This window comes from Mucilaginibacter gossypii, from assembly GCF_017569325.2.
GTDB lineage: Bacteria > Bacteroidota > Bacteroidia > Sphingobacteriales > Sphingobacteriaceae > Mucilaginibacter > Mucilaginibacter gossypii.
The window spans coordinates 5,503,820-5,528,598 of the sequence record NZ_CP071878.2; the positions used below are offsets into that span (position 1 = coordinate 5,503,820).

Here is a 24,779-nt window from a genome sequence, read left to right on the forward strand (position 1 = left end):
TCACCAGAGCGGCTTTAATATTAGTTAATGCCTTTTTCCAGCCTGGCGTTTTGACCCGCAAATATCTTCCATTCACCGTCCCGTTTTACCACGACGATCATCCGGCGAAACTCAAACGTTTGACCCGGATATCGTTCGTCGCCGGCAAGACCTGTTCGTACATGTACAACCGCAAGGTCCTGATTCAGATAGGTAATATCTTCAACAGCCCGGGTATAGTACCGGGTGTTTTTAAAATAAGTATTATGAACCTGCTTATAATGCCTAAAAATATCATCCCGACCTTTATAGTAGGCGCCAAACCAGTTTACCCAGGTAGCATCAGAGGTGTAGTTGGCCGCCAGTTTTTCGGGGCTATGGCTATTCCATGCATCTTCATAATTTTTGATCATCTGCCGTATCGCAGCGTTATTCGATGCTGTGTCAGGCTGCAGGGCCAGTACGCTGGTACTGCATAGCCATATCAGAAGTATCAGGCTTGTTATCTTTTTCATAGGTATTTTATACAGGTGGACAAACATCCATAGCGGATACTACAAATAAAGGTGATACTTCATGATGTTACTTATGTTTATGTTACAAATCCTTTATCTTTTGTTACATAAAGCTAAACCCGCCCTATTCATGAAACGATTTTTTACGGCATGAATATTGAAATTAATAGTGTTATGAAATACACACACGCTATTTTAGGAGGAACCGGCCATATCGGTGCCGCGCTTTCGACCGCTTTGCTGCAAAGCCAGCAAAAGGTCATGATCATTGGCCACGATCCGGCTAAAGCTGCCGAATGGACTGTTAAGGGGGCAGCCTATGAGGTTGCAGACATCCGGGACACAGCCCGTTTAAAAGAATTGTTCGGACAGGCGGAGCGCCTGTTTGTGCTGAACCCGAATGCGGCTCCCGATAAAGATATCGATGTGGTGGAAAGGGAACAGATCGGCAGTATCCTAAACGCGCTTGAAGGGACGAAACTGAAAAAGATCGTCGCCGCTTCTACCTATGGCGCACAGCCCGGAGATCATATTTTTGACCTCGGTGCGCTGTATGAATTAGAGCAGGGTTTAGCCAAATTGAACATCCCGCTGGCAGTGATCCGCAGCGCTTATTACATGAGCAATTTTGACCAGGCAATACCAGCCGTCCGGGAAAAGGGAGAATTGACCACTTTGTTCCCGGCGGACTTTAAGCTGCCAATGATCGCCCCGGCAGATATTGGTGCATTTGCAGCCAAATTAATGCTGGACGACCGGACCGGGCTGTTCTTCCTGGAAGGGCCTGAAACCTATTCTAATCAGGATGTGGCTGAAACATTCGGTAAGCTATTGCACAAAACGGTAAACGTAGTGACTGTCCCCGAAACTGATTGGAAAGACTTTATGATAAAAGGCGGCTTTTCCGAAAAAGCGGCGGCATCTTTCGCTAATATAACGAAACTTACCATTAGCCAGCAATCGGAAATACCAACCGCCCAACATGGGCCTACTACCTTGTTTCACTACCTGGAAAAGCAATTGCAGGTTAATGGTGCTTAAAATACTGTATCTCTTTTTCGTGTTTCATCGCGGCTTCTTTTGAATCGAAAGTGCCGAGATTTTTACGCTTGTGGGTTTTAGGATCGACTTTTTTTGAGTAGATCCTGTATTGCCCTGATTTTAATTTCCTGATCATTATTTATTAACATACCCCAAGCGGCAATGTTTACGCCAACCAACAACAGAACGTATTAGCCGTGATGCCTCGGCAATATTGACAAATGGCCATGAGGTAAAAGTCGTGACATGGCAACAGAATACTGCAGCTTTTTTATTCTAATCGATTTAATATATTCAGTGCCGTTTAAAAAATTCGGCCATTTGCGCCAAACCAGTTTTTGAAAACATTCTCTCTGAATTTTCGAGTGTATCTTTTGTGGCTTTAGCTCCTCTTGCAACCATTTCTTTTTCAAAATGGGCAATCGCTGTTTTGATATCAGTAAATTGATTCCCGGTTAAGCATTCGGCCAGTTCAAACGAATCCTGCAATGCCACATTAGCACCTTCGCCTGCATATGGTGGCATCCGGTGCGCGGCATCCCCAATCATTGTAAGGCTCTCATCCGTTTCCCAGCTTTGATTTAATGGAAAATAATATTGTGGGCGGGGAATGAAACAAACTGCATCATTTGTAAAAAACTCATGCCATTCATCGCTCCAGCTGGCAAAATCTTTCTTAAACCATTCAAAAACTTCCTCTCTGTTATTGAAATTAATGCCGCTTTGTTCCAGCCAGTTTTCGGGCGTTTTAAAATTCACCACAAACATAATTGAGCCATCGGCTTTTGTGCCATAACCTACAAATTGTCCGTCATCAAACGCCATTACTTTACCTCCTCTTGCAAAGGAAAAAAGTTTTGGGGTGTATTTTTCAGCATTGTAAATATTGCCTTCAATCAGCGTGATACCTGAGTAAACCGGTTCAACATCACTTAAATAAGGCCGCACTTTTGAATTGGCCCCGTCAGCCGCAATTACCAGATCGGCATAGGCATTCGATCCGTTTTTAAAAAACAAACGCCAGCCTTTTCTTTCTCTTTCCATTGAAATGAAATGGCTGTCCCATACCACGGTATCCTGCCGCAATGAGTTCAATAAAATATCCCGCAAAGGCGCACGGTCTATTTCGGGGCGGGTTTCTGCGGTAATAGTCGCAAAGTTGTGGTCATCAAATGCAATATCGAGCATTCTGTCTACAAGCAGCATCTTACTTGCTACAGGACGGTGGTATTTATAAAATTTATCCAGCAAACCGCTCCGTTTCAGCGCTTCCAGTCCTGTGCCTTCGTGCAGGTCGAGCGTGGCGCCCTGCACCCGTACATTTCTGTCTATATCCCGTTCATATACTTTTACATCTGCACCTTTAAGTTGTAAAAGCCTTGCTAAGGCCAACCCCGCTGGTCCGCCACCTACTATGGCAACCTGTTTATTATCTAATAACATAATTTTTCATCGTTTAATTACGATGCAAAATTATTTATGCCTGATGGCCGATAATAGTATAAATCGGTCGTTTTTGTTTTTAGATAATTCTTTGGGTACAACGCCCGAAAACTTCTTCACTTCTTTGATAAAGTGGTTCTGGTCAAAAAAGTTCTCCTCCGGAAACAGCCGGCCGTCTGCAATATGCTCCAACGAGGCGCGGAAACGAAGAATGTTACAATAGGCTTTAAGTGAGATCCCGAATTGCTGATTAAAGTAGCGATTTATCTGCCTGCTGCTCCAAAACACTTTTTCGGAAAGCTCTTTAACCGTGATCGTCCCTTTCGTTACATAAATCAGTTCAAACAATTTTCGTTTACGTTCATCTATTTCTTCCGGTATAAGCGATCTGATTTTTTGCGTTGCTTTTTCTACAAAGCAGTCAAAATCCAGCAGATCGTTTTCGGTAAACCCCCAATAGCCATCTGGTAAGAACCTGCCACCGTTTACTATATTGGCAATGGCCTCTCCAAAAATATACTCAACGGCAAGCAATTTGAAGCTAATGCAGAATATTACGCTATTGGCCGAAACTTTGGCCTGTTCAAACTGGGTTAACCCTCCAAGCTGTGCAATACTAAAAGGCTGTGTAGCGGATTTAAAAAGCAATATATCTATAAGTCCGTCGGGTAACCCTGTTGTATCTTTATCGGCGTCAGATAGGTTACGTAAAAACCAAAAGCTATCAACAAAATCCGAAAGTGGTTTACCGGGCCTAACAATTCTGTATTCCAGGTTATTGCTCATAGCTTTTGTTAATTTGCTTTGTTGTATTGTAAATCCGCAGTTATCATTGATTTACCGGCGGTTTAACTATTAAGCAGCAGGTAAACTTAAATAAAATGTGGTTCCTGTGCCCATAGTTGTTTCAAACCAAATTTTGCCGTTGGCATTTTCAATAGAGTTTTTGATGAATGCAAGGCCTAAACCCGTTCCGGAGCTTTTGGTGGTAAAGTTTGGCTCAAAAATCTTTTCACGCATCTCTTCCGGAATCCCGTTACCGTTATCTTTGATGGTAAGCAGGATGTTTTTGCTGGTTACCAGGTAATTGATATCTATGATGCACTTCCTGTCTTGAGGGGTGGCTTCAATAGCATTTTTCAACAGGTTATTAAAACAGCGCAATAGCTGGTCGCGGTCGGCATTAATAATGAACGCACTTTCTGGTTGCAGATAGGTGATCTGCACGTTATCCATCTGTTTAAAAATGGTAACTGCCTGGTTTAACATATCAAAAATATTGATCTGCTCAATACGGGTATCCGGCATCTTGGCAAATGCCGAAAACTCCGACGCTATCGACGACAGGCTTTCAATCTGCTCTACAAATGACTTGCTGAAACGTTCAAATTTTTGATCAAACCTGGGATCTTTGTCCTTCCATGATTTATCAAGCAGTTGTAAGCCCAGTTTTAGCGGCGTTAGCGGGTTTTTGATTTCATGCGCAACCTGCTTGGCCATTTCGCGCCAGGCACTTTCGCGTTCGGATTGTGCCAGCCGCTGGGCACTGTTTTCAAGGGCCGATATCATTTTGTTATACTCCTTAACCAATGCGCCGATCTCGTCATCGCGCGACCATTTGATATGTTCGTTCTTTTTACCGTAGATGGTTTTGCTGAGGCTTTGTTGTATAAAGTTTAAGGGCGCGGTTATTTGCCTTGCTATAATAATGGCAAATAAGCCAATTGCTATAAAAACTATGGCGTAAACGTTTATCATCACATTAAGCAATGAGCTTATTCGCTCTCGGTAATCGGCTTCATTACTAAAATAAGGCAGCTGAATATAGGCAACCGTTTTGTTTGATGCAGTAAGGGTTACCGGGGCATAGGCCGCTTTATAGCTCAGTTCGCCAATTTTTTCATCGTTTACAAACTCGGTTTTTTGCAATTTGCTCAAAAAGATGAATGCACGGGCGTTCATCCGTTTTGCCACGAGGCCGTTTTCATAAATTTTAGGCTGAGTGGTTAGTAAGGGAACACCATTGGTATCAAACAAAGTGAGATCGGTTGCGTAAGTATTGGCCAATTCATTGAAATGAACCTGGCTCTCCTCATTGAGATGCTCAACATACTGGGTAAAAAGGCCGTTTTCAAATGCCGATGCTATACGGGTTATTTTATCCCTGATCATTTTTTCCTGCTGGGTATAGTACTGGTTACTGATGGATAAAAAAGTAATAAACCCAACAAGCACCAGGGTAACCACTACGGCCAGTATCATCGAGATCTGGATGCGGGTTTTATACAATACCTTATCAAAATTTATCCTGAAGTTTATCTTCAGTCCGTCTTCGGCTATGTTAAAGATCTTGATGCGGGCCCACGACCATTTTAAAGTGATGATAACCGCGCTGAATATCAGTATAACCACCAAAAAGAAGGTGAGCGAAGTAACCGCATAGTAAAGTGAGTTTTCCTCCCTGCTAACAACAATAAGGTTTCTTTCGCTGGGCCTGTATATCAGGTGATTGTATGTTGTAAAGCTTTCGTACCAGGCAGTGCTGCGGTTTTTCGTGGTTTTTTCGGTGTATTTTTTCAGGTCGCCTTTAAACTCCCTGTTGTCAAGCGAGTAAACATAGGTGCCGCGCTGGCTCAGCAATTTGTTATCGCTATAAAAGGCGTATGAATAATCTTTAAAGTCATTTTCCGGGCTTATGTTGCCGTCAATCAATAACTCAGGGAAAGCACCTGATAATTGCAGCGGTTTTGATTTAAGCTCAATTACAATAGTGCCCAATTGCTTATTACTGGTATTTACAGGCAGTATGGCAAAGTAATTCTGATATCCGAATGATTCGTTTTCGCGGTAAAAATAGTCGGATACCTTAAATGAGCTATATAGTACGAGGTCTTTAAACACACTCAGCGAGTAGTTTTTATCTGGCGAGGTAGGTTCATCATTGGCATCAAATTCATGAACTTTAAACTCGTACTTTGACAGGTAGCCATCAAAATAAAGTTTTTGGAAACGGGTTTTAAGATAATCGCCGTTGTGCAGGCCGTTGGTAAAATAGCGTACTATGGCCGTATCCGTTATAATTTGGTTTTCTATCCTTTTAAAAATATAATCGGCCGTAGCATCATCCGGGATCTCCAGTTTTTGTACCAGGGCCCTCCGGGTTTCGTGCTCTTTCTGATCTTCAAAATGATTAAGCTTAATGGCTGCTATCAGGGCACAAACAAACACGATACCTAAAAACGATGTGGCATAAAGCTGCTCTTTATAGTAAATAAAATTATAAGCCCTTATCAGTACCAACAGTGCCCACAATATGTAAAACAAAGTAAATTCATTATAATAGGTAAACACGGCGGTAGCTATGATAATTCCAGTCAAAAACAGGAATAACTGGTGCGTTCGGGGTACGTTAAGCTTCAGACATATAGTTAAAATGATTTCATTGAGCAGGTAAAATATCAAAAAGCTAAAACACAGCATTAATACCCCCAATATGCTGAACCCCGTTAAGCTGAGTACATTGTTTACATCAAAATTGATTTTTGAGTTGATAACCAGGCCATGAAACAAACGCAATAATGATGTTGACACCCCTACAAGTGTTAAAATAGCAATAACCACAATAACATAGCCGGCAGTTTTGCTTTGCACATTGGTTAAAAACCTGCGGCGCTGCCTGTACACAAAGGCTACAAACCAAAAAATGACCAGGATATTGATACAAAAATCGCCCAGCGAAGGATAAACCAGGCTTGAGCCATAAAATGCCGGATTGAAAATGCTAAGCTTATAAGTAAAATCGGGCAGGTTATAATGCAGGTTAACAAACCTGAACAGCACAATATATAAAGCAAGGAATATGATAGATAATACCACATACCCTTTTGATGCCACGTAATTGCAAATATTATGCATCAATACACAAAGCGTAATGGCGGTGAGTATCCAAAATGAAAGCTCATAGTAAACAAAATCATTATTGGCGTCATTATTTTTAAGCTTTACCGAAAACAGGTAATCATTGTCGCTGCTATGAACTTCATAAACGTTGATATCTGTAAAATCGGCTATGTCAATATTATCATCGTCGAGCAGATCCCTGGCAAATTTGTTTTGAAGGTATTTATTCTGGAACGCATAATTGATCTTAACCGGAATAAAGAAGATAACCGAAAAATTCCCTTCCGTTTTCCGGAACGTTTCATAATACCCATTGGGCTGCTTAATAAAGGAATAACCATCTTTAATGGTATTGGTACTATCGGGCAATACCTTTATGCCACTCCAAAAGCTTAATTTATTATTGGTTAAGGTTATAAACCAAATGCTGTTTTGGGTGGTGAAATTTTCAATAGCATTAATAGCGTCCTGCTCATTATTGCGCAGGTTCATCATCTTTTTAAAACGTTCGGTGCCGTTAAGCTGCTTATTTATAAAAGCTTCTTTGTTATGGAGATTGTCTTCAAGTATCCGGGCAGACTGCACAAGGCTATTTACGGGCGTATATGTTTTTTGAACAATAACGGCCGTAAGCAGCAAACTAAGCCCTAAAAGGGCAAGCAATAGGCGTATTTTTCCGGAAGTAGTCAAGATGTTGCTATACTATGGATTTTTTGTTTAATACAAGCCTATAACAAAAATAAAAGCCACATGTTGTATGTGGCTTTTAAAAATTATTGCGGTAACGCGGCGCTTGCAGTTTCAACGGTTTTATCAACCTTTTTAACAAGGCCCTGCAGTACGTTACCCGGCCCTACTTCGGTAAATGAAGTAGCACCATCTTCAAGCATATGCATTACGGTTTGTGTCCACCTAACGGCACCGGTAAGCTGAGCTATCAGGTTGTGTTTAATCAGTTCAGGATCGGTATATGGCTTGGCATCTATGTTTTGATAGATGGGGCAAATGGGGGCTTTGATCTCGGTAGCCACAATCGCGGCCTCCAGTTCAACCCTCGCGGCTTCCATTAACGGCGAATGGAACGCTCCGCCTACTTTGAGCTTCAGGGCACGTTTTGCACCGGCTTCGGTCATCTTAATACAAGCCTCGTCAATACCGGCAATGGAGCCCGATATCACCAGCTGGCCAGGGCAGTTGTAATTTGCAGGCACAACAACCTCGCTTATGCGCTGGCAAATATCTTCTACAGTAAAATCATCCAGGCCTAAAATAGCGGCCATGGTTGATGGTTGTATTTCACAAGCTTTTTGCATAGCGTTGGCACGTGCTGCTACCAAACGCAAGCCATCTTCAAATGATAAAGCGCCTGCGGCTACCAGGGCCGAAAATTCACCCAATGAGTGGCCCGCAACCATTTCGGGCTTAAAATCATCACCCAAAACTGTGGCCAAAATGGTTGAATGTAAGTAAATAGCAGGCTGGGTAACGTTGGTTTGCACCAGGTCATCGGCTGTGCCTTCAAACATTACATCAGTAATGCGGAAACCCAGGATTTCGTTGGCTTTTTCAAACAGCTCACGTGCTTTTTCTGATTGATTGTACAGGTCCTTGCCCATACCCGGAAACTGGGCGCCCTGGCCCGGGAAAATATATGCTTTCATTAGCCCCCTAACCCCCTAAAGGGGGAATTTTGTTTTAGTGTTTATAATATGATTTTTTCGGCTCCTCACTCCCCCTTCAGGGGCAGGGGGGCCTAACTCAATTTCGAACTTATCAAATTCAAAAACTCAGTCCTTGTTTTTTCTTTCAGGAACTCGCCGGTAAAGGCCGACGTGGTGGTTACCGAGTTTTGTTTTTGTACGCCGCGCATGCTCATGCACAGGTGGCGGCATTCAATTACCACACCAACGCCTACAGGGTTCAGTGTTTGCTGAATACAATCGCGGATCTCGTTTGTTAAACGTTCCTGCACCTGCAAACGGCGGGCGAAAACATCAACCACGCGTGGGATCTTGCTTAAACCAACCACATGTCCGTTAGGAATGTAGGCCACGTGCGCCTTGCCAAAAAAGGGTAGCATATGGTGCTCGCACATCGAATAAACTTCAATGTCTTTTACTACCACCATCTGGCTGTAATCTTCCTTGAATTTGGCCGAGTTCAGGATTTCTTCGGCATTAAGCTCGTAACCGTGGGTTAAATAAAGCATGGCTTTTGCAACGCGTTCGGGGGTTTTTAACAAACCCTCGCGTGCGGCATCTTCGCCTAATTGCTTTAGTACGTCTCGGTAGTTATCTTTCAAACTATCAATCCGGTCCTGATTATAACGATCTATTTTAATGTATCCGCCGAAATCGTCATCGTCGGTATCCTGGCTAAATTGTGAGTCGCTCATTTTATAAAATTAACCGCCAAAATACTCGGCAGAATTATTTTCAGTTTCGTAAAGCTTAACCGAATGTAAAAACACACCCTCATAAGCTTCTATAGGTCCTTTTAACTGGTTAAAGATCTCAATGCAGAGCAACTCGGTCGATGCCATTTTGCCCGCCATAAAATCAACATCCTTGTTGATGTTTTTATGGTCAAGTTTTTCAATAACATACTCGTTGATTATAATTTTAAGCTCTTTTAAATCGATAAGATAACCGGTAGCGTGCGTGACTTCGCCCTTTACAGTTACAAACAGGTTGTAATTGTGACCATGCCAGTTGGGGTTGGCGCATTTGCCAAACACCTCAAAGTTTTTTTCAGCGCTCCATTCCTCACGGTACATCCGGTGAGCGGCATTAAAATGTTCCTTGCGCGTTATATGTATCATCATAACAAAAGTGGGTGCAAATATACAAAACAAAAACAGGGTAGTTGTTTTATATTAGCCGTCAAAATAATGCAATATGCTTATACTCATTGTTGCAGCTACCAAATTTGAGGTTGCCCCCCTGGTAAACCAATTGGGCAATAAGGTTGATGTACTGATAACCGGTGCAGGCATGGTACCAACAGCCTTTGGCATGGCCCGGCAATTAAGCAACCATACCTATGATCTTGTACTCAATCTTGGCATAGCAGGCAGTTTCGACCGTAATTTCAATTTAGGCGATGTGCTGGAAGTAACCGAAGATACCTTTGCTGAGCTTGGCGCACAGGATAACGAAGCTTTTATCCCTATTGATACGCTTGGCTTTGGCGAGAGTGTTTTTTTGCCCACAACATCGCTTGAGCAGGTTTATCCAAACTTTTTTCTGAAAAAGGCAAAGGCTATAACCGTTAATACGGTGCACGGCCACGAGCCATCCATCCAAAAAGTACAGCAACGGTTACACCCGAAATTGGAAAGTATGGAAGGTGCGGCTTTTTTTTACGCCTGCCGGCAGATGAACGTACCTGGCATGCAAATCAGGGCAGTGTCAAATTATGTTGAGAAACGTAATCGTGAGGCCTGGAACATTGGGCTGGCCATTAAAAATCTGAATACATTTGCCATCGACCTGGTGAACCAGATCATTAACAGTTAATACTACCCGCATGAAACTAACGCTCGGATTTTCGCCCTGCCCTAACGATACATTTATTTTTGATGCCCTCATCCATCATAAAATTGACACCGAAGGCCTGGAGTTTGAAGTATTTTATGATGATGTGGAAACGCTTAACCAAAAAGCCTTTCGCGGCGAATTGGACATTACCAAACTGAGCTATCACGCTTTTGCTTATGTAACTGACAAGTATGTACTGCTTGACTCGGGCAGCGCGCTGGGTTTTGGGGTTGGGCCTATGCTTATTTTCAACCCACCGGTAACGCGCTTTGTAAATGATGAGGATAAAGAAATATTTAAGGGAGAATCGGGCACAAGTGAAAAAGTTGATTTAGCGCCTATTGTTTCTAAATCCAAAATTGGGATCCCTGGAAAATATACAACCGCCAATTTCTTACTAAGCCTCGCGTTTCCGGAAGCAAGTAACAAAACAGAAATTGTTTTTTCTGAAATAGAAAATTCTGTACTAAACGGAACCATTGATTTTGGATTGATCATCCACGAAAACAGGTTTACTTATCAGGACAGGGGACTGGCTAAATTAATCGACCTTGGCGATTACTGGGAAAAACGTACAGGTTGCGCTATACCGCTTGGGGGCATTGTAGCCAACCGTAATTTACCCCTTGATGTTCAGCATAAAATTAACCGGGTGCTTCGTAAATCGGTTGAGTTTGCTTTTGCCAATCCAAAATCAGGCCTAGAGTTCATTAAACAACACGCCCAGGAAATGAGTGAAGAAGTGATGTACAAGCATATTGAACTTTATGTAAACCAATACTCAGTTGAGCTGGGGGAAGAAGGGCGTAAAGCTATTAACCTGATGTTTGATACCGCATTGGAGAAGGGCATTATACCGGAGGTAAAGCAGGGTATCTTTTTGACTGATTAGTCTAACTGCATTGCTTCCAAAAACAAAAGAGGGACTCACCAAAAAGTGCGTCCCTCTTTTGTTTATATTATTTTCAACCAATTATCAATACAACAAAGCGTCATACGGATACCTTTCAGTATGTATAGCCTTCACTTCTTTATAAAGTAAGGCCCTAAACTCCTCCACATTTTCCTTTTTAGTTGCGGAGATAAATATGGCAGGAGCATTGTTTTTGGCCATCCAGCTTTGTTTAAAGTCTTCCAGTGTCAATGGTTCTTCCTGTTGCGGCACCTGGTGATCTTCGGGTTTAAAGGCATCTATTTTGTTAAATACAGTAATAATGCGTTTATCAATAGCGCCGATATCTTTGAGGGTTTCATTAACCGTACGGATCTGATCTTCAAAATTGGGGTGCGAAATATCCACTACATGGATCAGGATATCTGCCTCGCGGGTTTCATCAAGCGTCGATTTAAAACATTCAACCAAATGGTGCGGCAATTTGCGGATAAACCCTACCGTATCCGACATCAGGAAAGGCAGGTTCTCGATCACAACTTTCCTCACCGTAGTATCCAGTGTGGCAAACAGCTTATTCTCCGCAAACACTTCCGATTTGGCTATCATATTCATGATAGTTGATTTACCTACGTTGGTGTATCCCACCAGTGCGGTACGCACCAGCTGATGGCGGTTTTTGCGTTGTGTTTCGTTCTGTTTATCTATCTGCCTTAGCTTATCCTTTAGTAAGGAGATTTTATTCAGGATCAAACGACGGTCGGTTTCAATTTGCGACTCACCCGGGCCGCGCATACCAATACCACCCTTCTGGCGCTCCAGGTGGGTCCAGAGGCGGGTAAGGCGGGGCAGCAGGTATTGCAATTGCGCCAGTTCAACCTGAGTTTTGGCCTGCGCTGTTTGGGCACGGCTTGCAAAAATATCCAGGATCAGGTTATTCCTGTCCAGGATCTTTACCTGCAGTTCGTTCTCAATATTACGCAGTTGCGATGGCGAAAGGCCATCATCAAAAATAACTATATCAATTTCTTCTTCTTTAACGTAGGCTTTAATATCTTCCAGCTTACCTGTGCCAACAAAAGTTGCCCTGTCCGGGCGCTGTAGTTTTTGAGTGAAATGGCTCACCGTTAACGCTCCCGCGGTGCTGGCCAAAAACTCGAGCTCTTCCAGGTGCTCTTTCTCAATCTCGTCGGTTTCATTGGGGGTTATTACACCCACAAGTACCGCTTTTTCCTGCTTCACAGCAGTATCATAAAATTTTTGCTTCATTAATTACAGTATATCAATCAAAGTGCCAATTAAATAAATGTACGTAAACGGGGCTATGAAATAAAATTTTAATGTCAAAATAACATAAGCGGGAATAAATTCATGACACGAGCTTTCATTAAAAAATTAAATTAAAATGACTAAAAAAATTTGCTTTTAAATATTCCGACAATTGTTATTTTTGATTTGATTAAACCTCATCACGATGAACAGGCTCTTACTGCTGCTTGGAGCAGCCCTATTTGCGTTACCGGTAAACGCTCAAAAAACCGAAACCCCTTCTAAAGTTTTACCCTTTGGCAAAATTGAAATCGCGGACCTTGAGATGACCAAATGCGATTTTGAGCCCGATGCCAATGCCGAAGTCCTTTTTAACAAAGGCGATGTTTATTACGATAGTTCGTTTGACATTAGCGGCGAGTATCACAAAAGGATCAAGATTTTTAACGATAATGGTAAAGATGAAGCCAACATCCGTATTGAATATTACGGCGGTAACCGGCTGGAATATATTAACGATGTGCAAGCCGAAACCATTAACCTGGTTAACGGAAAGCCCGAAATAACCAAGCTGGATAAAAAACTTATCTATACCCAAGCCATTGATAAAGTACGCAGCGCTATTGTATTTTCAATGCCAAACGTTAAGGCGGGGTCAGTAATTGAATACAAGTATAAATATCATACTGTTTCGATAAGCAATTTCCCGTCGTGGGATTTTCAGCAAAAAATACCGGTGCGGTACAGCGAGTTGGATACGTCTATTCCCGATCTGTTGTATTTCCGCACGGTGAACCACGTTTGGATGCCTTATTCAAAAGCAACCCATGATTCAGAAGCCCGCACCATGCCCGGCACAAATCCTTTATCATATAATGATGAAAAAGATTTTAGGGTTATGGAAAACATCCCTTCGCTGCATGATGAGCCTTACATGCGCTCATATACCGACAATATCATGTCGTTACAGTTTAACCTTACTTCTGTAAAATCAAGCTATGGCTTTTACAAGTCATATTCAGATACCTGGGCTAAAGTGGGCGGTCTTATTGCCGATGATGAAGATTTTGGCGGCCAGTTAAAACGTAAATTAAAAGACGAAGAGCCCATTATCACCAAAGCCAAAACCTTTAAAACTGATGATGAAAAAATAGCTTACGTTTTTAACCAGGTAAAAACCCTCATGAAATGGGATGGAGTTGACCGCTGGTATACCAACGATGGTACTTACCGGGCATGGGAAAAGAAAACGGGCAATTCGGCCGAGGTTAATATTATTTTATACCACCTGCTTAAACAATCGGGCATTAAGGAAATCTACCCAATGATTGTGAGCACCCGCGAACACGGAAAAGTGAACCGCTTCAACACCTCGCTTTCGCAGTTTAACCGTGCAGTGGTTTATATTCCTGTTGATAGCACAAAAGAGTACATACTTGATGCTACAAACAAATACAATTTATATAATGAAACACCCGATATGCTATTGAATTCATCGGGTTTGTATATCGATAAGCAGGCCAACGCTTACGATATGCTTTATATTACAAAAGCAGCTCCGGCCAGGCAGGTGGTTATGATTAATGCCGACATTAAGGCGGATAGCAAAATGACCGGAACTGCAGATATCAGCAGCTTCAGCTACCACAAAATAAGCAGTGTTGAACGCTATAAAACCGATGGTGAAAAAAAATATATCGACTACATAAAGGCCAACGACAATAACCTTAAAATATCGTCATTAAAAATGAAGGATATGGAGTCAGATACCCTGCCACTGGTACAAAATATAGCTTTTGACCTGGAGCTCACCGGTTCCGACGGAACATATATATATTTTAACCCCAACCTTTTTACCCCTATACGTACCAACCCTTTCCTGAGCGAAAAGCGCGCTACTGATATTGATTTTGGGCATCGTAACAGGTATGAGATAAACGGTACCTACAAAATTCCGGCAGGTTATAAAGTTGATGCGCTGCCAAAAAGCATACGCATGGTTATGCCCGATCAAAGTATAAGCCTTAAACGTTTTATTGCCGAACAGGACGGAATGATTGTAGTGCGATATGTTATATCATACGAAAAGGCTTTTTACGAAAAAGAAAGTTATCCTGAGCTGAGAGAGTTCTACAAACAAATGCAGGATATGCTTACTGAGCAGATAGTACTTAAAAAAGCCTGATCGAAAACATGAGCACTACATATTTTTACAGGCTGCTAACTATTGCAGGCATTGTCATTTTATCAATCAAAAGCTATGGACAGGATAAAAATCTCCCGAAAGAATTTTATATAGCATCAACCATCCCCGATTCATTAAAGGGAGAAGCAAATTCGGTTGTGCGGTATTCTTCAGACGAGGTTACCGTAAAAGCAGCTGGTAAAATGACGCTAAAGCATCACGCCATCATTACTGTTTTAAATGAAAAAGGTGATGCCGCTGCTCAACTTGGCCTGGGTTACGATAAAAAATTCAGCAGTGTTGATAACGTGCAAATGCTGGTTTACAACGCTGATGGAACGATGATAAAAAAATATCACAAGAGCGATTTTTATGATTATGCCGCTACCGATGGGATCTCGATTGTAACGGACGACCGGATGCTGGCCATAAAACATCCGATATCTGCATATCCAACTACTATTGAGGTAATGTTTGAGGAGGATATGAACAGCTTTCTTGATCTTGGTGAATGGGAGATCCAACGATCTGAAAGGGCCGTCCAAAACGCGGAGTATACTGTCCTGGTCAATCCTTCGGTAGGCTTCAGGTACATGAATAAGAATACTACCATCAAGCCCGAAAAAACACCTGCCGGCGAATTTGAAAAGTACACCTGGCATGTAAAAAATTTAAAAGCTGTAAAGCCCGAAGACGATGCTGAATCATGGCAGGTTATGCCGCGGATCATGTTTGCAGCAAACTCATTCCAGTTTGGTGGTATTCCCGGCGACATCAGCACCTGGCAAAATTTTGGCAAATGGCTGCAGGCCCTCAATGCAGACGTATGCTCGCTTAGTCCGGAGCGGATAGCCGAGGTTAAAAAAATGACGGCCGACTTTAAAACAGACAAAGAGAAAGCCAGATTTTTATACCAATACATGCAGCAAAACATGCGTTATGTAAGTATCCAGCTCGGCATTGGAGGTTTAAAGCCATTCCCGGCTACATTTGTCGACCAGAAAAAGTATGGCGATTGCAAGGCATTATCAAACTACATGTATGCCTTATTAAAGGCAGCTGATATTCCATCGTATTATGCCATAATAAACGCAGGTTCAAACGAAGAGCCCGCTGATCCTGCATTTCCAAGCGATCCCTTTAATCACATTATTTTATGTGTACCTTTTAAAGGCGATACTACCTGGCTTGAGTGTACCAATATGCAAAAGCCATTTGGTAAGCTTGGCCCATTTACCGAAAACAGGTATGCATTGCTGGTTACCGAAGATGGGGGCAAACTGGTTAAAACGCCACGCAGTACAGATATTGATAACCAATTTAATAGCGAGGCGCATGTGGTACTTGACGCGGATGGCGGCGCAAAGGCAACACTTAAAATTTTAAGCACAGGCGAATATCGCGATGATTACCTTGGTATAGCAGCTTTAAAAACCGACGAGCAAAAACAGGTATTGATTAAGATGCTGAACATGAAGCAGCCATCAGTTTTTGAGTTCAAGCCATCAACAGATAAAGACGGCATAAAAGAACTGGACATTGAGCTGGAGTACGATAAATTTTGCGATGTATCGGCGGGCAACAAGCAGTTTTACAAACCCCGTGTTTTTGATCTGTGGAAAACAACCGTACCCATACTTGAAAAACGAAAAAGCGATTTTTTCTTTGAAATTCCCATGTTAAAAACATGCGTTACCACCATTGATTTGCCTGCCGGCTTTGAAATTGATGCTTTGCCTGCCGATCAAAGCCTTAAATTTACTTACGGCACTTATGATGTTAGGTATGTTTATGACGCAACTAAAAACCAGGTGGTAAGCACTACCAAATTCAACTTAAAAAACCATGTAATCCCCGCCGCCAAATACACCGAATTGCAGGTTTATCTGGATGCGATAGCCAAAGCCCAAAATAAAAAGCTGGTGATCCGCCGTAAAGCATAAATTTGCGCCTGATGATATTCAGGCTCGACGAACGTTTAATATTTCCAAAGCCCGATCTGGCCGAACCAGACGGGCTTTTGGCTGTTGGCGGCGATTTGAGTACCAAACGGTTATTGCTGGCCTATCAAAACGGCATTTTCCCCTGGTATAGCGATGATACACCCATCCTGTGGTATTCGCCTCATGAGCGGTTTGTTTTATTTCCTGATGAGTTGAAAGTATCCAAATCCATGCGGCAGGTATTACGCTCCGGCAAACTGAAGGTTACTGTTGATACCTGCTTTAACGATGTCATAACAGCCTGTTCAACCGCTCCGCGCGAAGGGCAGGACGGCACCTGGATAGTGCCCGATATGATATCCGCTTATAACCGCCTGCATTTGGAAGGCTATGCCCATTCGGTTGAAGTATGGCAGGATGACAAGCTGGTAGGCGGCCTTTACGGTGTACACGTAGGTGATGTTTTTTGTGGTGAGAGTATGTTTAGCCGCGTCAGCAACGCTTCAAAAACAGCGCTCATCTATCTGTGCAATACAGGGCTGTACAAGCTTATCGATTGCCAGGTACACACCGGTCATCTCGAATCGCTTGGAGCAAGGATGATAAGCCGGGAGCAATATATGGATGTATTGCTAAATAATTTAGTTTGATTAGTTACCTTTGGGCCATATGCAGCAGGTGGTAAATTTAAAGGAAAGGATCATTTTAGGTATCGACCCCGGCACAGCCGTTATGGGTTACGGACTGCTAAAGGAAACCGGCCCTAAAATTGAGCTACTTGCTATGGGCGTAGTAAAAATGCCCGTTACCGACGATCATATGCTTAAGCTGCAGCGCATCTTTGAAAAAACCGTTGCCCTCATTGATAACTACCACCCCGATTGCCTCGCTATAGAAGCCCCCTTTTATGGCAAAAACATACAGGTAATGCTTAAACTCGGTCGCGCGCAGGGCATGGCTATAGCCGCGGCATTATCGCGCAATGTAGAGATCACCGAATATGCCCCGCGTAAAATAAAACAATCCATAACCGGTAACGGAAACGCTACCAAAGAACAGGTAGCCGCTATGCTGCAAAGCCTGCTAAAGTTCAAGGAAACTCCCGATTTTTTGGATGCTACCGATGGTTTGGCTGTGGCTGTTTGCCATTCATTTCAACGGATCCCTACAGGTTCGGGTTCTGGAAAATCGGGCTCTAAAAAATCATATTCAGGTTGGGATACTTTTGTGAAAGACAATGCCAAGCGGGTTGTGAAGTGAGATTATCCATCAAATGTAGAGGCGCATAATTGCGTCTCCCACATGCAAATTACAATAGACCATCATACGGCATGTCCTATGGGAGATGCAATTATGCGCCTCTACATTAATGTTATATTTTAATATCTTACGGCTTCACCACACTTTTCACATACTTACCCACACGCCCGTCTTTAATCACCCCTTTCCAGTTTAAGCCGAAACCAAAATCATATTTATTGCCCTGTTCATCAACATAGCATTTCATATCGTGAGGAACATCCTCAAACTGCGCTTCAACGGCTTTCATATCCACCGGCATTTGCAGCGGTAACAATGCAGATGGCTCTGCTTTACCTGTCATGATATCAAGCGAGGCCTGGCCTTGCACGCCGAAATCAACAATGATAGCATTGGCATCCTTTTCAAATTCAGCAAATACCATCGGATTGCTCATATTAACAGATACAATAACCGGCTTCCCTTTCATTTTGGCATAAGTATCGGTAACCATAGCCAAATCGGTAACATTAATAGCAGTACTTGATTTACGCTTGTAAGTACGATTGGTAAATTTCTCCAGCGGGTCGCCACCTGCTATACTGGTTGCACGGGCATCGGCAGCAGTGTATGTTCCGTATTGCAGGTTCACCGGCACATAACCTGTTCCGCCGTTTTTGGCGTCGGCGCTGTTATAACCGCCGCCACTGTTGGGGCTGGCAATAAACACTAATGCATAATCGGCTTCATCAGGGTTATCAGTCACTTTAAAATACTTTTTAACAGTTTCCATATTTACCGGGTATTCCAATTTTTCAGGTGTCTCCATTCCCAAAAAATTCCTGCCGGCCGGGGTGAATTTTTTAGGAACATATACCGTTTTGCCGCTTTGCAAAGGCAGAATATTAGCCTTATTTTTAAGCATCACTATTGATTTAAGCTGCGCCTGGTAACCGGCATCCATAAACTCGGGCTTGCCAACAACTTGTTTGGAAACTTCGGGTTCCAGGTAAGGGTTTTCAAATAATCCCGTCCTGAAAATATTGCGCAATAACCTCACTGCCGATTGCTCAAACCTTGCCCGCATAAACGCTTCGCCATGTTCTTTTATACCTATTTGGTATGCTTCAACAACCGGGGCAACCTCGTTATTGCCGCCAAACTGATCAACACCCGCCATCAGCACCTTGTAATGGCGCTGCGCTATAGAAAGGCCTTCTACGCCCCATGATTTGCCCGAAAGGAAGGAATCAACCGTAGTTTCATCGCCGGTAACCAGCCAGTCGGTACAAACTACGCCATCGTATTTGTATTTTTTACGGAGGAGGTCGTTGATAATGTAGGAGTTATAGTTGTTGGCCACGTTTTCGTGGTTTTTGATATCCTGGTTGTATGAGATGGTATAATAGGGCATTACGGCCGCAGCCATGCCTGTTTTACCCTGCAGCTTAAATGCGCCCTCGGTAAAAGGGATCAAATGCTGCTTAAAATTGTTGCCCGGATAAACCGCATACTTGCCATAAGCATAATGCGCATCCCTGCCACCCTCTCCTGCACCGCCGCCTGGCCAGTGTTTAACCATAGCGTTTACGCTGTTATAACCCCAGCCATTTTTAATTTCCTTTTCGGCAGCCGAAGTCTGGAAGCCATCGATATACGCACGGGCCATATCGGCAGCTAATTGAGGGTCTTCGCCAAAAGTACCGCTCACACGCGCCCATCGCGGATCGGTAGCGATATCTACCTGCGGCGAAAGCGCCGTTGAAATACCCAAGGCCCGATATTCCTGCGCAGCTATATGCCCAAAGTTTTTCACCACTTCAGGATCAAAGGTAGCAGCCAATCCAAGCGAGCCCGGCCACATGGAAATAGCCCCTCCAGCCCCGGCATTGTATTCGGCTGTTGCCACGGTGCCATGGCGGGGATCAGAACTGTTATTGTTGGGGATACCTAAACCCAGGCCTTCTACAAAAGCCTGCGCGTTATTATTCCATTGCGCGGCTATTTCCGGGCTTTGTACCGATGTTACCAGTACATGTCTTACATTATCCTTTGCTAAAAACTGCTTTTGCTGATCAGATAGGTCGGACGCTTTAGCGCCACTTTCAGTAAAAACCTTGTTGTTATAAGTACCTGCAAACGGACCACCTGCCGCCGCTGGGATTGGTTGATGACGGCTGTACAACATCAATCCTGCAATTTGCTCAACGCTCATTTTTGAGGCGAGGTCTTTAGCACGTTCATCAACAGGCAAGCGCCAGTCTTCATACTTATCCAGCTTACCATTCTTGTTCAGATCTTTAAAAGCAAAGCCATCAACAGTCAATATTTTCACACCCGATGTGGTGGCATAACCCAGGTTTTGCCCGCCTGTGTTAGTAACAAAAGCAATATCGCCCGCTTTTCTTTCTGTCCATTTGTTTTGTGCTATAACAGCGGTTGCCGGCAGCAGGGCCAGCAGGGTTATCAGTTTAATAGGTTTGGCCATGATCATTCATGATTCAGGTTAAAGAAAAAAGCCCCTGCAAAAAATATGCAGAGGCCGGGGTTGGTTTTACTTTAGTTTTAGTTCGTTTATGGTTTGTTCGGGTAGCAGCGCCTTGTTTACTTTTTCAACAGTGATATCTTTGGCGAGGCTGAAAGATGCCGTTTCCTCTATTTTGCGCGATGATGAACCTATTTTCACTTTATAGTCTCCTTCATCAGCTATCCAGGCCTGCCTGTCGGTATAAAACGAAGCCAGGTCGGCCGCTTTGATAGTAAACGTTAAGGTTTGAGATTGGCCCGGTGCCAGCAGCTTTGTTTTACCAAAAGCCTTCAGTTCATCTTCCGGTTTATCCAGGTCCTTTTTAGGAGCCGCGAGATATAGCTGAACCACCTCTTTACCTGCTACATCGCCGGTATTTTTAACAGTAACCGAGGCAGTGATCATGTTTTTGAAAACCTTCGAACTTAATTTCAGATCGCTGAATTTAAAGTTGGTGTATGACAATCCGTAGCCAAACTCATAGGCCGGGGTAACTTTAGCGGCATCGTAATAACGGTATCCCACGTAAATACCTTCCTCATAGATAACCTGTGTTGGTTTACCTTCGGGCGTACCGGGGAAGTTATTAGCCGATGGCACATCTTTATAGTCGGCAGGGAAAGTAGTTGCCAGTTTGCCCGATGGGTTTACTTTACCGCTTAACACATCGGCAATGGCGTTACCGGCTTCCAGGCCTGGCTGCCAGGCTAATAAAATCCCGTCAACCTTATCGCGCCAGGCGGTAACATCAACAACACCACCTACGTTAAGTACAACTATTACCTTTTTACCTTTAGCATGAAACGCGCTGGCAACACCATTGATCAATCCTTTTTCGGCATCGTTTAAATAATAATCGCTTTCCAATTTTCGGTCAGCACCTTCACCTGCGTTACGGCCTATCGTAATCAGCGCTTCATCAGCACCGTTAGCTTCTTCGCCTACGATAGCGTTTACATCCATTTCGGGGATTGGTGCGGGATGGTCAAAAAAGTTTTTAGGTTTTGGCTGTTTGGCCTTCATATCTGTGAGGTACGCTTTATAATTATTGGAAAGCGTTTCCTGTAGCTTAAAATTGGCATTGGCCAAACCTTGCATCAATGAAATAGTATATGCTTTGTTTACATCGCCACTGCCGGTACCGCCTGCAATAATATCATATGAGGTATTGCCGAAAACAGCAATCCTTTTACCTGTACCAAATGGCAATGCGTGATCATCATTTTTCAAAAGCACCATACCCTGCGCGGCTGCCTCACGGGCTACAGCAGCATGACCGGCCAGATCAGGGGCATCAGAATATTTATATTTTTTAAACGTAGGCGATTGAACTATCACATTCAGGATGCGCTCAACGTTGGCATCAAGTTGCTGAGCGCTAAGCTTCCCGCTTTTTACAGCAGCCACTATGTCATCAGATTGGGTTGGGTTACCCGGCATCAGCAGATCGTTGCCTGCTTTCATCTGCGCTACGGCATCTTTACCGCCAAACCAATCAGTCATGACAAAACCTTTAAAACCCCATTCCTTTTTAAGAATGGTAGTGAGCAGGTCGCGCCTTTCGGATGTAAAAGTGCCGTTCAGTTTGTTATATGACGACATCACCGTCCATGGCTGCGCTTTTTTTACCGCAATCTCAAAACCGCGCAGGTACAACTCACGCATAGCACGTTCGCTTACTATGGTGTTGATGGAGTTACGGTTGGTTTCCTGGTTGTTAGCCGCATAATGTTTAATAGAAGTACCTACTCCGTTTGATTCGATACCGTTAACAATGGCAGCGGTCATACTGCCGGCCACTAAAGGATCTTCAGAATAGTACTCAAAATTTCGGCCGCCGAGCGGGTTGCGGTGAATGTTGAGGCCCGGCGCCAGCAAAATATCCACACCGTATTCGCGCACTTCGTTACCAAAGGCAACGCCTACTTTATTTACCAATTGTGTATCCCAGGTTGAGGCCAGCAAGGTGGCAACCGGGAACGCCGTAGCATAATACGTTTTTGATTTATCGCCATTGCGGATAGGCTCAATCCTCAAACCTGCCGGACCATCAGATACCGTGATAGACGGGATACCTAAACGTGGAATAGCATGCGTGCGACCGGCAGCCCCGGGAACTTTTTCGGGGATATTGTAAGCATCCGGATCAGAGGGTGGCAATTTAAAACCACCTATATCAATAGCTTCGGGCTTTTTACCCTTTACCGGCGGCGGTACACCCGGCATTTTAAAACCCATTCCCACAACAAGCTTCGATTTTTCTTCGAGTGTCATGGCAGCAACAATCTGCTTTACGTTTGTTGCGCTTAATTGTGGGGCAGGGCTTTTGCTTTGGGCTTGTACTGCCTGGTGAATACCACCGGCAAATAAAACGCATGCTAAAGCAACGTGTAGTTTGTAGCTCGTTCTCATTTTTTAAAATTAAATAGGTTAAAGGGGCTAATTGGCGATAATAACAGCAAGGAAAATATACTCTTTGTGTCATTATTACACAATAGTAAAAATTAAGTTTTACAATAGCAAGTTTTATCGATGAATAGATGAAGAATACGGATGGGAAGGTAGGAGTTGTGATGATGAAGCCTTTCTACCCGTCATTGCGGCAATCCCCGACTTTACAGGGCGAATGTGTAAAGCGGCTCTGCTTATTGGGGATTGCTTCGTGCCTACCCATGACAACTTAAAAAGGGGGTCATGCTGAGCCTGTCGAAGCATGGTGAGTAGGCCTCTGCGCACGAGTCTTCGACAGGCTCAGACTGACAGGCCCTCTTTGTCATTTCACCTTCAGAGGCCTCCGGATTTAAACACTCGCAATGACGATTTTTCGGCATTTTCCAGGTTACGGGCTGTATCCACAGTTAACTCAAATCAGGGTACTACGCCAACACCTCTTCCAGCACATCAGCCGATTTGATATTGCCGAAGCCCTCGATATGCATAGCGTAATATTCCAGCAGCTTTTGCACCAGGTAGCGGCGTTCATCATTGTTTAGCTTAAGGTGGAGCATGTCTTCAAAACCGGTTTGCAGCACCAATGCAAAATTCCGGGCGTGCGGAGGTGAAAGGTATGAAATGCTTTCGGGCTTGTAACGGGTAAACTGCCCGTTTTTAATGTCGAAATAATCAGCCTCATCCTCCATATATCTGTCGGGGTAAAAACCGAGGTAACGGGTAAGCCGGGTTAAAAATATTAGGTGAAAGTTGGCAACACTTTCTGTTTGATGATCGAGCCATTCAATAGCGCTGAAAATAAAATCGAACAGGTTCTCATCCGGCGATTGCTGCTTTATCGCTTTGTACAACACTTCGTTCAAAAATATGGCTATACAGCCCTTAATCACATCGTAAGGGATACTAAGCAATACCGGCGCGTTCTTTAATTCGGAAATGCGCTGCACGCTGCCTGTATTTTTGTGATAGACCACCAGATCTAACAAATGCAGGGGTTGCAGCATGTTCCTGCCTATTTTAGCCTTGGGCTTTTTAGCACCATTAATGATGTACGATTGCAGACCAAATTTCTCGGTAAAGATTTGTACGATCACACTGCTTTCACCGTAATCAGTAGCCCTGAATATGATACCCCGGGTTTTATGCAGCATGCCTTATCAATAAAATGATCTTCGGTAAAAAAATAACTATTCCGGTTATCAGCGCGAACAATGCAGCCACAACAACAGCGCCGGCAGCTATATCTTTTACATGCCCCGCTTTTTCGTTATAAGTAGGCGAAACCAGGTCGGTCAGTGTTTCGAGCGAAGTATTGAGTAATTCGGTGATAAGCACCACGGCAATGCAGGCCAAGAGCCAAAGCCACTCAGCAGTTGAGATCTGAAAAAGTAAGCCCAGGATTACTGCAATCGTTCCGGCCACCAAATGAAACCTGAAGTTAGGCTGGGTTTTAGCAGCATACCCCAAGCCCTTAAACGCAAAACCAAAACTGCGTACCAACCTTTTCATGTTCAAAAATACAAAGTTTAGGCACAAATGCGGATAGCGCATTTACAGCGCTCCTGCCATAGGTAACGGCACCAATAGCAAAGGGCATAATACAAGTGTTCAATTTTTAAAAAAACCGGTGTTCAACTTTTTCTTTTACCAAAACACAAAACCCTGATTATCAACACCAAATCGTTCAAATATCCAAAAACAGCCAATTCAACAAAACGTAACTAACTGATTATCAATGTCAATATTTTATGAAACAACAACAAGTGTTCAGCCCTAAAAAAATTGAACACTAAACGCTGCAAGTAGATCAGGCGATAACGTACAATCCTTTACCCGTTAACTCATTGTCACATTAT

Annotated in this window: 20 protein-coding genes; 7 read left to right on the forward strand and 13 right to left on the reverse strand. The window is 43.4% G+C overall.

Features of this window, described 5'->3' with window-relative positions; genetic code table 11:
• Nucleotides 1-20 precede the first annotated feature (20 nt).
• On the reverse strand, nt 21-494 hold the full coding sequence (locus J3L18_RS23240) for an SgcJ/EcaC family oxidoreductase (RefSeq protein ID WP_167516275.1): 474 nt from the start codon (nt 492-494) through the stop codon (nt 21-23).
• Between the two features lie 174 nt (nt 495-668).
• Between J3L18_RS23240 and J3L18_RS23245 the strand changes: the two genes are divergently transcribed.
• Complete coding sequence (locus tag J3L18_RS23245) at nt 669-1,535, forward strand: NmrA family NAD(P)-binding protein (protein WP_189549228.1); 867 nt, start codon at nt 669-671, stop codon at nt 1,533-1,535.
• On the opposite strand, the gene J3L18_RS23250 is transcribed toward J3L18_RS23245, so the two are convergent.
• The 7 genes from J3L18_RS23250 to J3L18_RS23280 form a co-directional block, all read right to left on the reverse strand.
• Nucleotides 1,522-1,671: an AP2/ERF family transcription factor gene (locus tag J3L18_RS23250; protein WP_189549226.1), complete on the reverse strand. Its 150-nt coding sequence runs from the start codon at nt 1,669-1,671 to the stop codon at nt 1,522-1,524. The two genes, J3L18_RS23245 and J3L18_RS23250, sit on opposite strands and share 14 nt — an antisense overlap.
• Before the next feature lie 158 nt (nt 1,672-1,829).
• Nucleotides 1,830-2,978 (reverse strand): FAD-dependent oxidoreductase, encoded by a 1,149-nt coding sequence (locus tag J3L18_RS23255; RefSeq protein ID WP_129569569.1) that lies wholly within the window; start codon nt 2,976-2,978, stop codon nt 1,830-1,832.
• 30 nt (nt 2,979-3,008) lie between these two features.
• Nucleotides 3,009-3,764 carry a helix-turn-helix domain-containing protein gene (locus J3L18_RS23260; protein ID WP_129569568.1) on the reverse strand — a complete coding sequence of 252 codons (756 nt, stop codon included), beginning with the start codon at nt 3,762-3,764 and terminating at the stop codon, nt 3,009-3,011.
• Nucleotides 3,765-3,833: 69 nt separating this feature from the next.
• Nucleotides 3,834-7,568, reverse strand: a complete 3,735-nt coding sequence (locus J3L18_RS23265; protein ID WP_129569567.1) for an ATP-binding protein — start codon at nt 7,566-7,568, stop codon at nt 3,834-3,836.
• A gap of 83 nt (nt 7,569-7,651) precedes the next feature.
• A complete protein-coding gene (gene fabD, locus J3L18_RS23270) occupies nt 7,652-8,539 on the reverse strand; it encodes an ACP S-malonyltransferase (protein WP_112657051.1) in 888 nt (295 codons plus the stop codon).
• Nucleotides 8,540-8,631: 92 nt separating this feature from the next.
• Nucleotides 8,632-9,273: a GTP cyclohydrolase I FolE gene (folE, locus tag J3L18_RS23275; RefSeq protein ID WP_091175918.1), complete on the reverse strand. Its 642-nt coding sequence runs from the start codon at nt 9,271-9,273 to the stop codon at nt 8,632-8,634.
• A gap of 9 nt (nt 9,274-9,282) precedes the next feature.
• Nucleotides 9,283-9,699 carry a 6-pyruvoyl trahydropterin synthase family protein gene (locus tag J3L18_RS23280; RefSeq protein ID WP_090534603.1) on the reverse strand — a complete coding sequence of 139 codons (417 nt, stop codon included), beginning with the start codon at nt 9,697-9,699 and terminating at the stop codon, nt 9,283-9,285.
• A gap of 76 nt (nt 9,700-9,775) precedes the next feature.
• Here J3L18_RS23280 and mqnB point away from each other — a divergent pair, with 76 nt between their 5' ends.
• Entirely contained in the window at nt 9,776-10,396 is a 621-nt protein-coding gene (mqnB, locus tag J3L18_RS23285; protein ID WP_129569566.1) for a futalosine hydrolase, read from the forward strand.
• Nucleotides 10,397-10,406: 10 nt separating this feature from the next.
• The gene (locus J3L18_RS23290; RefSeq protein WP_129569565.1) at nt 10,407-11,309 is read left to right on the forward strand and encodes a menaquinone biosynthesis family protein; all 903 of its coding nucleotides are present in this window, start codon (nt 10,407-10,409) and stop codon (nt 11,307-11,309) included.
• 84 nt (nt 11,310-11,393) lie between these two features.
• Here J3L18_RS23290 and hflX read toward each other — a convergent pair whose 3' ends face one another.
• Entirely contained in the window at nt 11,394-12,578 is a 1,185-nt protein-coding gene (hflX, locus tag J3L18_RS23295; RefSeq protein WP_129569564.1) for a GTPase HflX, read from the reverse strand.
• Between the two features lie 205 nt (nt 12,579-12,783).
• Here hflX and J3L18_RS23300 point away from each other — a divergent pair, with 205 nt between their 5' ends.
• From J3L18_RS23300 to ruvC, 4 genes are read left to right on the forward strand one after another with little or no spacing between them, the layout of a single operon-like run.
• Complete coding sequence (locus J3L18_RS23300; RefSeq protein WP_129569563.1) at nt 12,784-14,763, forward strand: DUF3858 domain-containing protein; 1,980 nt, start codon at nt 12,784-12,786, stop codon at nt 14,761-14,763.
• Nucleotides 14,764-14,771: 8 nt separating this feature from the next.
• The gene (locus J3L18_RS23305) at nt 14,772-16,706 is read left to right on the forward strand and encodes a DUF3857 domain-containing transglutaminase family protein (RefSeq protein ID WP_129569562.1); all 1,935 of its coding nucleotides are present in this window, start codon (nt 14,772-14,774) and stop codon (nt 16,704-16,706) included.
• A gap of 11 nt (nt 16,707-16,717) precedes the next feature.
• A complete protein-coding gene (gene aat, locus J3L18_RS23310) occupies nt 16,718-17,356 on the forward strand; it encodes a leucyl/phenylalanyl-tRNA--protein transferase (RefSeq protein WP_129569561.1) in 639 nt (212 codons plus the stop codon).
• Nucleotides 17,357-17,375: 19 nt separating this feature from the next.
• On the forward strand, nt 17,376-17,966 hold the full coding sequence (ruvC, locus tag J3L18_RS23315) for a crossover junction endodeoxyribonuclease RuvC (RefSeq protein WP_129569560.1): 591 nt from the start codon (nt 17,376-17,378) through the stop codon (nt 17,964-17,966).
• A 127-nt stretch (nt 17,967-18,093) separates the two neighbouring features.
• Here the strand turns inward: ruvC and J3L18_RS23320 are convergent, their stop codons facing one another.
• The 4 genes from J3L18_RS23320 to J3L18_RS23335 form a co-directional block, all read right to left on the reverse strand.
• Nucleotides 18,094-20,433: a glycoside hydrolase family 3 protein gene (locus J3L18_RS23320; protein ID WP_129569559.1), complete on the reverse strand. Its 2,340-nt coding sequence runs from the start codon at nt 20,431-20,433 to the stop codon at nt 18,094-18,096.
• A gap of 66 nt (nt 20,434-20,499) precedes the next feature.
• Entirely contained in the window at nt 20,500-22,884 is a 2,385-nt protein-coding gene (locus J3L18_RS23325) for a glycoside hydrolase family 3 C-terminal domain-containing protein (protein ID WP_129569558.1), read from the reverse strand.
• A 464-nt stretch (nt 22,885-23,348) separates the two neighbouring features.
• Nucleotides 23,349-24,074, reverse strand: coding sequence for a DNA repair protein RecO (gene recO, locus J3L18_RS23330; protein WP_129569557.1), 726 nt, complete (start codon nt 24,072-24,074; stop codon nt 23,349-23,351).
• Nucleotides 24,064-24,432 (reverse strand): diacylglycerol kinase family protein, encoded by a 369-nt coding sequence (locus J3L18_RS23335; RefSeq protein ID WP_112657021.1) that lies wholly within the window; start codon nt 24,430-24,432, stop codon nt 24,064-24,066. Before J3L18_RS23335 ends, recO begins: the two co-directional genes overlap by 11 nt.
• Nucleotides 24,433-24,779: the final 347 nt, after the last annotated feature.